The organism is Streptomyces sp. A5-4 (genome assembly GCF_051131715.1).
Lineage (GTDB): Bacteria > Actinomycetota > Actinomycetes > Streptomycetales > Streptomycetaceae > Streptomyces.
The window spans coordinates 5288457-5302005 of sequence record NZ_CP178591.1 but is presented as its reverse complement, the minus strand read 5'-3'; the positions used below and the strand labels follow the sequence as shown (position 1 = coordinate 5302005).

Genomic DNA, 13549 nt, shown 5'->3' with positions numbered 1-13549 from the left:
GCCCCCGCCTCACCCGTTCGGCCGACACCACCACCCGTACCGGCCGCTTTCGTCGGCCTCTCGCACCGGGCCGCTCCGGTGACCGGCGGCCGGCCGGTCTCTCCGCCCGGCCTTCGGCCCTTCCGACGGACGTCCCGCCGGAGGTCCCGCCGGAGGTCCCGCCGGAGGTCCGTCAGACCTCCGTCAGTTCCGGTGCAGCGTCTGCAGGGCCTCGACGAGGATCTTGGGATCGTGACCGCCCTTGAAGACGGGAGGCGGCTGCCTGTCGAGACCGAGCAGCCCGGCCACCGCGGTCCAAGCCGTGCGCACCGAGTACTCGACCGTGAAGACCACGTCGTCGGGGACCTCCGCGTACTGGCCGATGAACGCCAGGTTGGTGGATTTCGCGGGGACGACCTGGGGGCGGTCGCCGGCCTTGCGGACCAGGAACTGGCTGGTGATGTACGGCATCATCGCCGGGATCACGATCGATCCGTCGAGGATCTGCGGGCGCTCCTCGAAGCGCAGGTGCTGCAGGACCTCGTCCAGGATCTCGCGGCCGGTGCACTGTGACATCGGCTTGCGTACGAAGTCGCCCTCCTTGTCGGGGAACAGGGCGTACCCCCACCAGACGAAGGTGTCTTCGGGCTGCTCACGGAAGTGGGGCTGATGGTTGAGGACGATGGTGAGCAGCCAGTTGGAGTCCTTGAAGGTGATCAGGCCGCCCTTGCCGGCCTCGCTGCCGCTGAACTTCTCCATCAGCGCGAAGAAGACCGGGTCCTTGGTCGTGACGGTGAACGACTCCCAGGTGGAGTCCGCGACGGTGGAGTCGAAGGCCTTCGGGTCACCCAGCCCCGGCCGCTTGGCCGCCAGGGTCTCCCACAGCTCCCAGGAGCCGCTGGAGGTGGTGTTGTCCGGCACGGGGGCGGTGTCGGTGGAGCCCAGGGTCGAGTTGGCGGTCATCGACCCGTTGGTCACCATCACCAGGTCGCCCTCGTCCAGGATGATCTCCTGCGCTGTCTCCGTCGCGCCTGTGCCACGGACGCATTTGATCGCCTCCACGGTCAGCGCGTCACCGGGCGACAGCCGCAGATCGGTGACGCGGGTGCCCAGGCGCAGGGTGACGCCCTGCTCGGTGAGCCACTTCAATAGCGGGCGCACGATCGAGTCGAACTGGTTGAACTTGGTGCGGTAGATGCCGGACATCGTGTCGAAGGTCTTGAAAAGGTGCACGAAGCGGTTGAGGTAGCGGCGGAACTCGATCGCGCTGTGCCACGGCTCGAACGCGAACGTGGTGCACCACATCGCCCAGAAGTTCGTACCGAAGAACTCCTCGTGGAAGCAGTCCGAGATGCGCATGCCGTCCAGCAGCTTCTCCGGGGTGGCCACGCACTTGACCAGTTCCAGACGGTCGCGTTCGGAGAAGGTCATCGAGTGCGCGTCGATTACCTTGCCCTCGGCGTCCACCAGCCGGGCGTGGTCGTTCCACGCGAAGTCCTCGTGGAACGCGAACGTGTCCTCGGTGACGGACTTCGTGGGGTCGTCCAGGGAGGGAATGGAGGACAGCAGGTCGTAGGTACAGTCGAAGTGCGCCTCGAACATCCGCCCGCCCCGCATCGTGTACCCGGTCTCCGGAGAGCCGGCCGCGTCCAGGCTGCCGCCCTCGCGGTCCTGCTCCTCCAGGATCACGATGTCCTTTCCCGCGAACCCGCCCTCGCGGATCAGAAATGCCGCCGCCGACAGCGACGCGATGCCGCTGCCCACCAGATATGCCTTCGCCATGGCCGTCCTCAATCCTTGTCCGACACGGGGATCCCGGACGGATCACCGGTACGGGGCCGCTCAGGGAGGTGTGGCCAGGAGCCGTACCCGGTCGCCGTGCGGGCCACCCGGGAGACGTAATGAGGTCACTGGTTCAGCCGATCGACGGCCGCCCGCGCTGTCGTCGGGCGCTACGGCCGGAGGTCGACGAGCGTGATCAGGGCCGTCGGACACCCCGGTCCAGGGCGCCCCGGACGGCCCGTCAGGGCGTCGGCCCGTCCGGCGCCGGCATCACTTGGGCGATCCCCGCGACCACCGCAGTGAGGCCGGTCTCGAAGACCGTGTCCGGACCTGCCGATGTTCAGGGCCGCCCGGATGGCACTGATGCCGACCGCCGCGCTGGGCAGCCGCACCGACATCCTGGCGGCCGAAATCCCCGCGGGCGCCGCGACGTCGGCCCGCGCGATCGCCCGCATGTACGCGGCGCTCCTGGGTGAGGTCGACGGCGTACGGCTGCTGGGCCCGCAGCGGCTGCGCGAGGCGACGGCGCCCGCGGCCACCGGGATCGACGCGGTCTTCGGCAACCCCGCGACCTGGGCGCTGGGGTACGCGGTCGGGCTGCCCGGCGGCGACCCGCGGGACAGTCCGACGGTGTTCGGGATGGGCGGCGCGGGTGGCAGCTTCACCTACGGCGACACCGCCACCGGGGTCGCTTTCGCGCTGCCCAAGAACGTGCTGAGCCCCGATTTCCGCACCGCCGAGACCTGCATCGGCATGGTCCGCGACGCCACTCGGGACTGACGGCCGACGACGCCACTAGGGATCGACGGTCACCCCTTGACCTCAAGCGGGCTTGAGCTTCTACCTTCTCCGTATGGAATACACACATGACGACGCGGGACTCGCACGCCAGCCGATCGGTTACTGGGCCCCGACCGCGGGCAGGGCGGTGGTCGCGCACATTCGCGGCGCGCTCGGCGAGCTGGGACTCAACCAGCCCCAGTGGTGGGTACTGAACCAACTCGACGAACACCCGGACGGCCAGGCGCGCGCGGAGCTCTCCGCCTTCCTCCAGGGCTACTTGGAGGAAGGCGCCACGCTGGACGACGACATCGGTTCCCTCGCCTCCCGCGGCCTGGTCCAGGAGGACGGCCCGCTGCTGCGGATCACCACCGAGGGACGCGCGCTCCGGGCCAGGGCCGCCGCACGCCAGCAGGCGGTGCGGGCGGAGGTCCACGCGGGCATCCCGGACGAGGAGTTCGTGCGCGCGGTCAAGGTCCTCCAGCGCATGATCCACAACGTGGGCGCGCCTGCCTGGCACCACTGAGCGGCCCCGGGCCCGCCGGGTGGCCCCCGGCCGGCCGGCTCAGAACGCGTCGGTGGGCACGTACGCGCCCCACACCTCGCGCAGCGCGTCGCAGACCTCGCCGACCGTGGCGCGGGCCCCGAGCGCTTCCTTCATCGGGTAGAGGACGTTCTCCGTGCCCCGCGCCGCCTCCCGCAGCGCCCCGAGCGCCGCGTCCACCGCCCCCTGGTCGCGTTCGGCGCGCAACTTCGCCAGCCTGGCCGCCTGCCGCGCCTCGATCGCCGGGTCGACGCGCAGCGGCTCGTACGGGTCCTCCTCGTCCATCCGGTAGCGGTTGACGCCGACCACGACGCGCTCACCGCTGTCGGTCTCCTGCGCGACGGCGTAGGCGCTGCGCTCGATCTCGCCCTTCTGGAAGCCTCGTTCGATCGCCCCGACCGCGCCGCCCATGTCTTCGATACGCGTCATGAGGTCGACGGCGGCGGCCTCGACCTGGTCGGTCATCGTCTCGACGACGTAGGAGCCCGCGAACGGATCGACGGTGGCCGTCACATCCGTCTCGTACGCGAGGACCTGCTGGGTCCGCAGCGCCAGGCGGGCGCTCTTGTCGGTGGGCAGTGCGATGGCCTCGTCGAAGGAGTTGGTGTGCAGGGACTGCGTGCCGCCGAGGACCGCGGCCAGTCCCTGCACGGCGACGCGCACCAGGTTCACCTCGGGCTGCTGGGCGGTGAGTTGCACCCCCGCGGTCTGCGTGTGGAAGCGCAGCATCCACGACTTCGGGTTCCGCGCGCCGAACTCCTCGCGCATCACGCGGGCCCAGATCCGGCGTGCGGCGCGGAACTTGGCGACCTCTTCGAGGATCGTCGTACGCGAGACGAAGAAGAAGGAGAGACGGGGCGCGAAGTCGTCGACGTCCATGCCCGCGGCGACGGCGGTACGGACGTACTCGATGCCGTCGGCGAGGGTGAAAGCGATCTCCTGTGCGGGCGTGGCCCCGGCCTCCGCCATGTGGTAGCCGGAGATCGAGATGGTGTTCCACCTGGGGATCTCGGCCCGGCAGTACTTGAAGATGTCCGCGATCAGACGCAGCGAGGGCCGGGGCGGAAAGATGTAGGTGCCGCGCGCGATGTACTCCTTCAGCACGTCGTTCTGGATGGTGCCGGTGAGCCGCTCGGCCGGCACGCCCTGCTCCTCGCCGACCAGCTGGTACATCAACAGCAGCAGGGCCGCGGGCGCGTTGATGGTCATCGACGTGGACACCTCGCCGAGGGGGATCCCCTCGAACAGGACCCGCATGTCCTCGACCGAGTCGATCGCGACGCCGACCTTGCCGACCTCGCCGCTCGCGATCTCCGCGTCGCTGTCGTGGCCCATCTGGGTCGGCAGGTCGAAGGCGACGGACAGGCCCGTCGTGCCGTGGGCGATCAGCTGCCGGTAGCGGGCGTTGGACTCGGTGGCGGTGCCGAAGCCCGCGTACTGGCGCATCGTCCACGGCCGCCCGGTGTACATCGACGGGTACACGCCCCGCGTGAAGGGGTACGCGCCGGGCTCCCCCAGCTTCTCCGCCGGGTCCCAGTCCGCCAGCGCTTCCGGCCCGTACACGGGCTCGATGGGCAGGCCGCTCTCGTTCAGCCGACCGCCGTCCGACTCGCGCGCCATCTCCATTACCTCCCGGTAGCCACTGGGTTTCCATCATGCGCGGGCTTTCGCGACCGGGCAGAACGGGGAACAGTCCCTGGGGACGGACGAGACACCGGGGGCGGAAATGCACCAGTACAGCCGGATCAACCGGAAAAACCGGACCGAACCGATCAACCGGAACAGCGAAGACGGGCGGGAGGGCCGGGGTGGCCGGACCAGTCGACAGAAGCCGGAGTCGGGGCAGGACCAGGGCCAGGAGCAGAACAGGGCGGGTCCTCGGGCGGTGGTCATACGCAGAGCCCTCGCGGCGACCGCGGTGGTGGCCGTGACAGTGACCACGGGGTGCACAGTGCGGACCGAGGGGGCAGGCGCCACTCCCACCGGCCCGCGCGCCGGGGCGCAGGCCGGACCCGGGGGCACGAAGGCCCCCGCGCCGGGACACAAGCGCGTGAGCGCGCCCTCCACGGCGCCGCGACCGGCCTCGCCGACCCACACGTCCCCGGCCGTGTCGCCGTCGAGCGTCAAGCCGTCGGCCACGCCGTCCAGGAGGGCCGCACCCAGGACGCTGCTGGCGAGCGGCTCGGAGGGCACCCAGGTGCGGGAGCTGCAGGCCAGGCTCCGGCAGACCGGCCACTTCGACCGCAGCTCCACCGGCTACTACGGCACGGTCACCGCCGCCGCGGTCTCCTCGTTCCAGGGCGCACGCGGCCTGGCCCGTACGGGCGGCACGGACACCGTCACCTGGCAGCGGCTCCTGGCCCTGACCGACGAGCCGACCCGCTCCGAGCTGCACCCGCCGACGACCGAAACGGTCGCGAAGCCCGATCCGCGCTGCATGGAGGGCCGGGTCCTGTGCATAAGCAAGAACAGCCGCACGCTGGCCTGGATGATCGACGGGCGGGTCGTCTCCGCGATGGACGTGCGGCTCGGATCGCAGTACACCCCCACCCGGGAGGGGACGTTCAAGGTGTACTGGAAATCCCGGCACCACGTCTCGACGCTGTACGACACCCCCATGCCGTACGCCCTGTTCTTCAGCGGCGGTCAGGCGGTGCACTACTCGGCGGATTTCGCGGCCCGCGGTTACAACGGTGCGTCGCACGGCTGCATCAACGTCCGGGACCAGGGGAAGATCGCGAGCCTGTTCGCCCAGGTACGCAACGGCGACAAGGTCGTCGTGTACGGGTGAGGCGGGACCGGGCGGAGGCCGGCCTGAAGCGGCCGAAGTGGAGTGGGCGCGGACGGGATCGGGGGAACGTTCCCGCCCGCGCCTTGTGCGCGGAGCCGAAGGTACGGGGGGAACCCCGGCTCGTCGCGCGGCCGATGACCAGTCGGCTCACTCTCTACTGCGTCACCGGCGCAAAAAACGTCACACCCTGCCGAAGCGAGGGAAAAAGCGCAGGTCAGGTTCAGCTTCGGACAGCGGACGCGGCATTGGACACCGCGCGCTCCGGGGCGTGGGGGGCCTGGGGGGCGAGCGGACCGCCCGCGCCGGGCGCGCCCTGGCCGCCGCCGTCCTCGCCACCGCCGCCGTCCGCGTTGCCGTCGTCGCCGCCGTCACCCTCACCGTGGCCGCCGCCCTGGCCACCGTCGCCCGACCGGGTGTCCGGGCCGTCCAGCAGCCGGTCGCAGAAGCGGGCCACCCGGTGGGATCCCCTGGCCGCCGTGTCCAGGCGGCGTTTGCGCTCGGGGGCGAGGTCGCCGCTGCGGTAGTCGCGGCAGGCCTGGACCGTCCTGCGGTGCCAGGTGGCCTTTCCGCTGTCGTCATCGTTGCCGCCGGTGTCCTGGGGGGCGCTGGTGGTCGATTCCCGTTCCGGCTCCCGGGTGCCCGCACCGGGGGCCGGGTCGTCGGCCGACGGCGGGGTCGGCGCGTGCGTGCCGTCCGTGCCTCCCCGACCGTGGCCCGCCGTCGCGTTCCCACCCTCGGGGACGCGGGTGGACGGCGGGACGGGCCCGGGGGCGGCCGGGGCATCGGTGGGCGCCTCGGAGACGAGCGGTTCGGGGGTCGCGCCGGCCGAGACGGAGGACGCGGGCGTCGGATCGGCGCCCAGGCCGAAGGGCGCCGGCAGCAGACCCGTGCCGCTCGCGACGCCGCCGAGCGCGACCCCGGCGAACGCGGCGACCAGGCCGAACCGTGCGGCTCGCCCCCAGCGCGCGGGCGCGGGCCCTTTGCGGCCGGCGGTCACCGCGACCCGGGCGGGGGCGGCCCCGATCCGTACGGAGGGGAGCGTGTCGGGAAACGCCGCTCGGGCGTTGCGGAAGGCCGCCAGTGCGGCGGCCTCACCGGGAAGTCCGGTGGCGGCGCCCGGCTCCGGGTCGCCCGCGCGGGCCAGCTCGTCCAGGGCGGCGGAGAGGCACTCGGCGCGGGCCCGTACGTGATCGTCGGCAGACTCGACCGGCTCGCCGCGCAGCAGTCGCTCCGCCGCGTCCTGGTCGAGCCAGTCGTCACGCTCGTCGGCCATCACATGTCCTTCTGCGTCCGCACGCGCGAATGCGTCACACCGGCAGACGTCACCCAGCCCTGTATCCGGCCGCGCTGCGACGGTACGGCGCCCAGTTCCGGCCGCTCGTCCATCGCGCCCGCCACGGTATCGCCGCCCGCTCCGTCGCCGCTCCCGGCAGCCGAAGGGCCGCCGAGGCCGAACGGGGGGACCGTGCCCGGCGGGACAGTGTCCTGGGAGAGCTCCGCGGCCAGCAGTTCGGCCAGTTTCTTCAGCCCGCGGTGCGCCGCGGTCCGTACCGCGCCGGGGCGCTTGCCCAGGGTCTCCGCCGCGCTCTTCGCGTCGAGCCCGACGACCACGCGCAGGACGACCGCCTCGGCCTGGTCCTGCGGAAGCTGGGCGATGAGGGCGAGCGTGCGGCCGGTGGAGAGCGCTTCCATCGCCTCGCCCGCGGTGTCCGACTCGCCCGGCCGCCCGGCCAGCTCCGTGTCGTCGCCGCCGACGGCGGGGCGCCTGCCCCGCATCCGGATGTGGTCGAGTGCGCGGTTGCGCGCGATGCGCGCGGCCCAGCCCCGGAAGCGGTCGGCGTCGCCGCTGAACCTTTCGAGGTCGCGGGCTATCTGGAGCCAGGACTCCGAGGCGACGTCCTCCGCCTCCGAGTCCCCCACCAGTGTGCGTATGTAGCCGAGCAACCGCGGGTGCACGGAGCGGTACACAGCACGGAAGGCGTCTTCGTTCCCGTCCTGCGCCGCGAGCACCGCGATGGTCAGCTCCGCGTCGTCCCCCAGCACTCCCTCAACCTGTCCCCAGTCGCCGCTGGTCACCACCACCGCGCAGCCCTGCGCGAACCCGCACGCTACGACGTCCGACAGGGCCCCGTCCACAACTTGTACAACCTGCAACGGCCTGCTGACTCAGCGCGGTGTGACAGAAAACGCATCCATGGCGCTGAGTGGAGTACGGGCCGTCGCACGGTCCGCACGGACGGCGGCCGGGGTCACTCCTGTGGGGGGTGGCGACCCCGGTCGTCTTTCGCGTTCTGCGCGCCCCGAACAGGCAAGTCGGCGCCCGGGGCGGACAGCGGCCAGGAGCGGCGCGCCCAAGGGGCGACCTCCGGCGCGACGGTTCAGCGGAGCAGCGCCGCACGCAGGGTGAGGCCGTGCCGCGTGCGCAGCCGCCGCAGCTCCCACATCGCCACGGCGGTGACGGTCAGCGGGGCTCCCAGGATGAAGGCGGCCCGTACTCCGACCGGCACCCCGTCGTAGGCACCCCGAAATACGTCGAAGAGGGCGAGTTCCCAGACGAGCAGCGTCGCGAGCAGCGGTGGAACCGTCTCGTGGAGGTCGGCTGCGCGGAAGACGTGAACGAGTGCCTGCGCGATGCCGTAGAGGACAAAGGGGGCGAGCCACAGCAGAAAGGCGCCCAGCGCGAACAGCAGCGCGACCCGCCCTCCCGACGCCGTCCAGTTCGTGTTCTCGTCCACGTAGCCCAGTCCCGTGATCAGTCTCGGCACAGCGAGCGCGACGACCAGCGCGAGCAGCGCCCCGGCGGGCTTGCCCACGCGGCGCAGGAACAGGCGCCGGTTGGGCGGACGGGCCGCCGCGATGAACGCGGCGAGGGCGATCGGGCACGTGACCCCCAGCACGATGAGGGTGGTTCGGATCTGGTCGAAGCGGTCATCCACCACGGCGTCGGCGTCCGCTGCCAGCCCGTACGACAACGACACCCACGTGACAGCGACCAGGCCGACGACCGTCCGCAGGACCTGCACCCTCTTCACCACCGGGTCGTTCACCCGGTCCGGCCGGGACGGCGTGAACACCGCACGCCCCACCGCGATCGGATTGAAGAGACGCCCGAAGGGCAGGCGGCGCGCCGCGACAGGCGGACCTGGTATCGGCGGTTGTCCTCCGTTGGGGTTCCACGGAGCCCCACCCCCGCTGCCGCTCATCCCCACGCCTTCCCGTCGTCATGTCCAGAGACCTCAAGGAGAATCGCAGATCTCAGCGAGTGAAAGCAGGTGTTTTCCCATGCGGTCGCGCTGCGATCGTGTGCGCGGCCCCGAGGCCGTGGGCCTCATGGACATCGGCAGCCGTGCAGCACCTCAGCCGCTGACGGCGCCCGGAGTCTGCCCCGCGTCGTCAGGTACGGGGCGTGCTCCGTACGGCTCAGACCAACACGCGCACGGCTCGCCACGGTGGCCGACTGGGCCGGACTCTGTACCGTCCGAAAGGGAGCCCAACATGCCGATCGTCGTGGTCTTCGACACGCCGGGGATGACCCAGGCCCAGTACGAGCAGGGCCTGGAGAAGATGTCGGGCCGCCCCGGCCCGATCGCGAGCCCCGCCGACTGGCCGGTGCCCGGCCTCATCTCGCATGCTTGCGCCCCCACATCGGACGGCTGGTTCATCGTCGACGTGTGGGAATCCGAAGAGGCATTCCAGCAGTTCGGTGAAATCATCATGCCGATCCTGCAGGAGCTCGGCGTCCCGGACACACAGCCGAAGATCTATCCGGTGTTCAACCTGATCACCCGCTAGGGATCCGACCGGCCGGGCGTCACCGCTGTTCAGAGGCCTCTACGGCTTAATCCAGCCAGGGGGGCGCCCTCGGTCGTCCTGCGGCGTGCGCGGGCCGTTATCCCTTGTGGGATGAGCCGGCCCCTTCTCCCTGTGCTTTTCTTTCGACTTCTCTTTCGCCTTGTGCTTGCTCTCCTCTTTGGCCTTGTGCTTCGACTTGTGCCCGGCCTCGTCCTTGCCCTCGCCCCCGTCTTCGTCCTTGGCGTCGCTCTTCCCCGTCCCCGCCCTCGTCTCCTTGGCCTTCGGGGACTTGGACGCCTTCGGGGACTCGGACGCCTTCGGCGACTTCGAGGCCTTCGGGGGCTTCTTGCCCGCCGGGTCCCGCTGTCCGCCCTGCTCGCCCCGCTTCACCAACTGCCCGCAGTACGCCTCCGCGCCCTTCCTGCCGCCTTCGGCCGCTTCGAGCCGCTCGAAGTCCTTGCGTTCGCGCCCGTCACCCCGGGCCGCCAGGTAAGCGCGGCAGAGCGCCTTCTCCTTGGCCCTGCGCCCGTCCTCACCGCTCCCGGGCGGCAGCGCGGACCCCGCGGGTGTGCGGTCGCCCCCGGCCGGAGGCCGCAGCGACGCAGGAACCTCCGGGTACCCCGTCTGCTCCCCGGGTGTCACGGGCGCGCTGCTGGACGGACCGCCATCCGGCCGGTCGCCGTCCGGGCCGCCACTGATGCCGAACGGCGCCGGGATCGCCCCCGTCCGCGCGGCCAGCGCCACTCCGCCCAGCGTCACCGTCGCGGCGAGCGAGCCGAGCACCACCTTCAGGGGCAGCGCCCCGCGCCGGCGCGAAGGGCGCCAGCCGTCCCGGCGGCGCCTGCGCCACCAGCGCCCCGAGGGGACGGCGTGCGTACCGGCGTCGCGCGCCGCGCGGAAGGCGACGAGCGCCGCCTCGGCCGCTGCCTCGGCACCCGCGCCGGGAGGGCGTCGTACAGCGGCAAGCAACGCCTCGACCTCCGGCGTCACCCGCTCCTGCGCTGCTTCCTGTTCCCGCTGGCGTCTCATGTCTCATCTTTCAGCGTGCGCGACGCCGTACATGTCACAGTACCCACCCGGCCCGCGGACAACTCTTCGGCCAGCCTTCTGAGTCCACGGTGCGCCGACGTGCGCACGGACCCCCCGCGCTTGCCCAGCACCCGGGCCGTCGCGGGGCCGTCGAGGCCGACGACGACCCGCAGCAGCACCGCCTCCGCCTGTTCGCGCGGCAGGGTGGCGATCATCGCCAGCGCCCGGTCGGTCGACAGCGATTCGAGCGCCTCGCCCGCGGTGTCCTGCCCGCCGGGCAACTCCAGTACGTCGTGCTCGATCAGCACAGTACGAGGCCTCCGCTGCTTCTTGCGCAGATGATCGAGCGCCCGGTGCCGGGCGATCGTCGCCGTCCAGCCGCGGAATCCCGCCCCGTCACCGCGGAACCTCCCCAGGTCCCGGGCGATCTCCAGCCATGACTCCGACGCGACGTCCTCGGCGTCCTCCCCCACCAGCCCCCGCACATACCCGAGCAGCCCCGGATGCACCATCCGGTACGCCGCGGCGAACCCGTCCTCGTCCCCCTGCTGGGCCCGCTCCACGGCGGCGCCCAGCTCCACGTCGTACTCCTGTGTACGACGCCGCTCCCCGCCCCTGCCCACGCTTACCTCTTCGTACTGACGTCGCGCCGGCCGCCGTGCCCCGCCCGTTTCCCCTGGGCGGAAGCGGCTCCCCGCCCTCGGATCGGGGGCGGGGAGCCCGGCACTGCTGCCGGCACTGCTGCCGGTCGGTGTCAGTGCAGCTCGCGGTAAGTGTTCCAGCCGGTGCCCAGCTTCACCTTCGCGGCGAACTGGCCCGTGCCCTTGGAGGTGTAACTGAACAGCTCACCGGCGGAGTTGGCCGCGAGGAGGTCCGCGCGGCCGTCGCCGTTGATGTCACCGGGGGCGGCCAGCTTGGTGTACTGCTTCCAGCCCGTGCCGATCGACTTCCGCGCCTTGAAGGGCGAGGAGGAGTTGCCCGTCCCGGCATACAGGTACAGCGTGCCGCCCGAGGTGCGGGCGAGGACGTCGGCCAGGCCGTCACCGGTGAGGTCACCGGCGCCGACCAGCTTGTTGTACTGACCCCAGCCGGAACCGACGTTGACGCGGGCCGCGAACGCGGTGCCCGCGCCGTTGCCGCGCTGGAGATAGAGCCTGCCGGAGCCGTCGCGCGTCAGCAGGTCGCCCTTGCCGTCGCCGCTCAGGTCACCGGGGCCGATGATGGAGTTGTACTGGCTCCAGCCGCTGCCAATGACGTAGTAGGTGCTGTTTTCGATGCCGTAGTTGTAGAGCTTGTTGTCGTACACCTCCAGCAGATCGCCCCAGCCGTCCTTGTCGAGCGAGGACGCGTTTACGATCTTGGCGCCGCTCCAGCCACCCACGTCGCTGATCTGCTGACGGGGGCTCAGCAGGCCGTTGGTCTTCCCCCAGTACCAGAAGAGCGTTCCCCGGGTGTCGAGGCCGAGGACGTCGCTCTTCCCGAAGTGCGGGTTGCCGCCCGACCCGACCAGCAGCGACACCAGCCAGCCCGAGCCGAACAGCTGCTTCGGGTTGAACTTGCCCGTACCGTCGGACCGGTACCAGTACAGGTCGCCGGCGGGCGTGCGGGCCGCGAGGTCGGCGACGCCGTCGGTGTCCCAGTCGTCGACAGCGACGAGCTGGTTGAACTGGCCCCAGCCGCTGCCCACCAGGACCCGCGGCTTCAGCGGGGCGGCCGGGTTCCCGGTACCGGCGTAGAAGTGCAGCTCACCGTTGGTGGTCCGGGCGAAGACGTCACCGATCCCGTCCCCGTTGGTGTCGTTCGCGCCGACAAGCTGGTCGAACTGCCCCCAGCCGGTGCCCACTTTGACGCGCGTACTGAACGGGTTGGACTCGACGGCGCCGTTGGTCACGTACAGGTACAGCTCGCCGGCGGGCGTCCTGGCGAGCACGTCGCCCCTGCCGTCGCCGTTCAGGTCGCCGGCCGAGAAGACCTTGTTGTAGATCTGCCAGCCCGTGCCGGACCAGGTCGCGACGCCGGTGTTGTCCGTGCCCGAGCTCTGGAAGAGCGAGAGCTTGCCGCTCGGAGAGAGCGTCAGGAATTCCGGAGTGCCCTCGCCGTCCAGGTCACCGGGCGCGATGATGTCCTTGTGGGACCCGGAGTCGCCGTTGATCGTGTAGACGTGGTCTTCGGCGCCACCGGAGGACTTGACGTTCAGTTCTCCGTTCATGGTCCGGTAGAAGAGGTCGCTGTACCCGTCACCGTCGATATCGGTACGGGGCTTCGCGACACCCGCCGCGCCCACGCCCCCCGTGAACGCGTCGCGCTTCGCGGCGCGCTTGGGCAGCACCATGGTCGGCTGCGGCGTGGCGTCCGGTCGTGTCTGCCCGATCGCCGCGTGCGGCGCCTTGTCATCGGCGCCGTCGGCCGCGGCCGGGGCGGACAGCAGCATGCCGGCGGAGAGTGCGAGCGCGGTGCAGGCGGCGATGCGCCGGGCGCGCCTGGAGCGCGATCTGGATCTGCCGGAGTGGTTGGGCATGGCGAAAGACAAAATCCCCCCAGGGACCTGATTCCGGAACGGGTCGCAGGGCTCGCGGCAAGGGCCCGATGGGCGACGCGGCGAACCAACCCCGTAGTGATCACGAATCTTACAACTGGGGCCAGAGAAACAGTAGGGATAAACGACCGCGGGTCCACGGGGATACGAGCGGGGAACGAGCGGCGAACACGCGGCGGCATTTCGTGCGCCGACGTTCCCGGACCCCATGTGTGACGTTTCAAGGCCGCGGTGCGCTGGGTTAGGCAGGCCACCTCTGCGAGAGGCGTGCCGCAGGCGAACTCCCAGGAAGGGTGGGTCATTTGAGCCCGCACGA

Annotated in this window: 12 protein-coding genes; 4 read left to right on the top strand and 8 right to left on the bottom strand. The window is 71.2% G+C overall.

Features of this window, described 5'->3' with window-relative positions; translation table 11 throughout:
- Positions 1–183: 183 nt before the first annotated feature.
- A complete protein-coding gene (locus ACLLJJ_RS24785; RefSeq protein ID WP_434595505.1) occupies positions 184–1761 on the bottom strand; it encodes an oleate hydratase in 1578 nt (525 codons plus the stop codon).
- Positions 1762–2115: 354 nt separating this feature from the next.
- Here ACLLJJ_RS24785 and ACLLJJ_RS24780 point away from each other — a divergent pair, with 354 nt between their 5' ends.
- Positions 2116–2541 (top strand): serine hydrolase, encoded by a 426-nt coding sequence (locus tag ACLLJJ_RS24780; RefSeq protein WP_434595503.1) that lies wholly within the window; start codon positions 2116–2118, stop codon positions 2539–2541.
- Between the two features lie 73 nt (positions 2542–2614).
- Positions 2615–3067 carry a MarR family winged helix-turn-helix transcriptional regulator gene (locus ACLLJJ_RS24775; protein ID WP_434595501.1) on the top strand — a complete coding sequence of 151 codons (453 nt, stop codon included), beginning with the start codon at positions 2615–2617 and terminating at the stop codon, positions 3065–3067.
- A gap of 39 nt (positions 3068–3106) precedes the next feature.
- Here the strand turns inward: ACLLJJ_RS24775 and ACLLJJ_RS24770 are convergent, their stop codons facing one another.
- Complete coding sequence (locus tag ACLLJJ_RS24770; RefSeq protein ID WP_434595499.1) at positions 3107–4705, bottom strand: acyl-CoA mutase large subunit family protein; 1599 nt, start codon at positions 4703–4705, stop codon at positions 3107–3109.
- Positions 4706–4811: 106 nt separating this feature from the next.
- On the opposite strand from ACLLJJ_RS24770, the gene ACLLJJ_RS24765 reads away from it, so the two are divergent.
- Positions 4812–5876 carry a L,D-transpeptidase family protein gene (locus tag ACLLJJ_RS24765; RefSeq protein WP_434595497.1) on the top strand — a complete coding sequence of 355 codons (1065 nt, stop codon included), beginning with the start codon at positions 4812–4814 and terminating at the stop codon, positions 5874–5876.
- A 220-nt stretch (positions 5877–6096) separates the two neighbouring features.
- Here ACLLJJ_RS24765 and ACLLJJ_RS24760 read toward each other — a convergent pair whose 3' ends face one another.
- The 3 genes from ACLLJJ_RS24760 to ACLLJJ_RS24750 all read right to left on the bottom strand — a co-directional run bounded on the left by ACLLJJ_RS24760 (position 6097) and on the right by ACLLJJ_RS24750 (position 8950).
- Positions 6097–7149, bottom strand: a complete 1053-nt coding sequence (locus tag ACLLJJ_RS24760) for a hypothetical protein (RefSeq protein WP_434595495.1) — start codon at positions 7147–7149, stop codon at positions 6097–6099.
- Positions 7149–7919, bottom strand: coding sequence for an RNA polymerase sigma factor (locus ACLLJJ_RS24755; RefSeq protein ID WP_434600510.1), 771 nt, complete (start codon positions 7917–7919; stop codon positions 7149–7151). The genes ACLLJJ_RS24760 and ACLLJJ_RS24755 overlap by 1 nt, the downstream gene beginning before the upstream one ends.
- Positions 7920–8254: 335 nt before the next feature.
- Complete coding sequence (locus ACLLJJ_RS24750; RefSeq protein WP_434595494.1) at positions 8255–8950, bottom strand: hypothetical protein; 696 nt, start codon at positions 8948–8950, stop codon at positions 8255–8257.
- A 421-nt stretch (positions 8951–9371) separates the two neighbouring features.
- On the opposite strand from ACLLJJ_RS24750, the gene ACLLJJ_RS24745 reads away from it, so the two are divergent.
- Positions 9372–9668 (top strand): hypothetical protein, encoded by a 297-nt coding sequence (locus tag ACLLJJ_RS24745; RefSeq protein ID WP_434595492.1) that lies wholly within the window; start codon positions 9372–9374, stop codon positions 9666–9668.
- 39 nt (positions 9669–9707) lie between these two features.
- Here the strand turns inward: ACLLJJ_RS24745 and ACLLJJ_RS24740 are convergent, their stop codons facing one another.
- The 3 genes from ACLLJJ_RS24740 to ACLLJJ_RS24730 form a co-directional block, all read right to left on the bottom strand.
- Positions 9708–10697 (bottom strand): hypothetical protein, encoded by a 990-nt coding sequence (locus ACLLJJ_RS24740; RefSeq protein ID WP_434595490.1) that lies wholly within the window; start codon positions 10695–10697, stop codon positions 9708–9710.
- Positions 10694–11320 (bottom strand): RNA polymerase sigma factor, encoded by a 627-nt coding sequence (locus ACLLJJ_RS24735; protein ID WP_434595489.1) that lies wholly within the window; start codon positions 11318–11320, stop codon positions 10694–10696. Before ACLLJJ_RS24735 ends, ACLLJJ_RS24740 begins: the two co-directional genes overlap by 4 nt.
- Positions 11321–11451: 131 nt before the next feature.
- Complete coding sequence (locus ACLLJJ_RS24730) at positions 11452–13215, bottom strand: FG-GAP-like repeat-containing protein (RefSeq protein WP_434595487.1); 1764 nt, start codon at positions 13213–13215, stop codon at positions 11452–11454.
- Positions 13216–13549: the final 334 nt, after the last annotated feature.

What these genes read in the sequence shown, in the direction of transcription:
- ACLLJJ_RS24760 (WP_434595495.1), bottom strand. Translation starts at nt 7,149, where the DNA reads ATGGCCGACGAGCGTGACGACTGGCTCGACCAGGACGCGGCGGAGCGA.
- ACLLJJ_RS24780 (WP_434595503.1), top strand. Translation starts at nt 2,116, where the DNA reads ATGGCACTGATGCCGACCGCCGCGCTGGGCAGCCGCACCGACATCCTG.
- ACLLJJ_RS24785 (WP_434595505.1), bottom strand. Translation starts at nt 1,761, where the DNA reads ATGGCGAAGGCATATCTGGTGGGCAGCGGCATCGCGTCGCTGTCGGCG.
- ACLLJJ_RS24730 (WP_434595487.1), bottom strand. Translation starts at nt 13,215, where the DNA reads ATGCCCAACCACTCCGGCAGATCCAGATCGCGCTCCAGGCGCGCCCGG.
- ACLLJJ_RS24770 (WP_434595499.1), bottom strand. Translation starts at nt 4,705, where the DNA reads ATGGCGCGCGAGTCGGACGGCGGTCGGCTGAACGAGAGCGGCCTGCCC.
- ACLLJJ_RS24740 (WP_434595490.1), bottom strand. Translation starts at nt 10,697, where the DNA reads ATGAGACGCCAGCGGGAACAGGAAGCAGCGCAGGAGCGGGTGACGCCG.
- ACLLJJ_RS24765 (WP_434595497.1), top strand. Translation starts at nt 4,812, where the DNA reads ATGCACCAGTACAGCCGGATCAACCGGAAAAACCGGACCGAACCGATC.
- ACLLJJ_RS24775 (WP_434595501.1), top strand. Translation starts at nt 2,615, where the DNA reads ATGGAATACACACATGACGACGCGGGACTCGCACGCCAGCCGATCGGT.
- ACLLJJ_RS24745 (WP_434595492.1), top strand. Translation starts at nt 9,372, where the DNA reads ATGCCGATCGTCGTGGTCTTCGACACGCCGGGGATGACCCAGGCCCAG.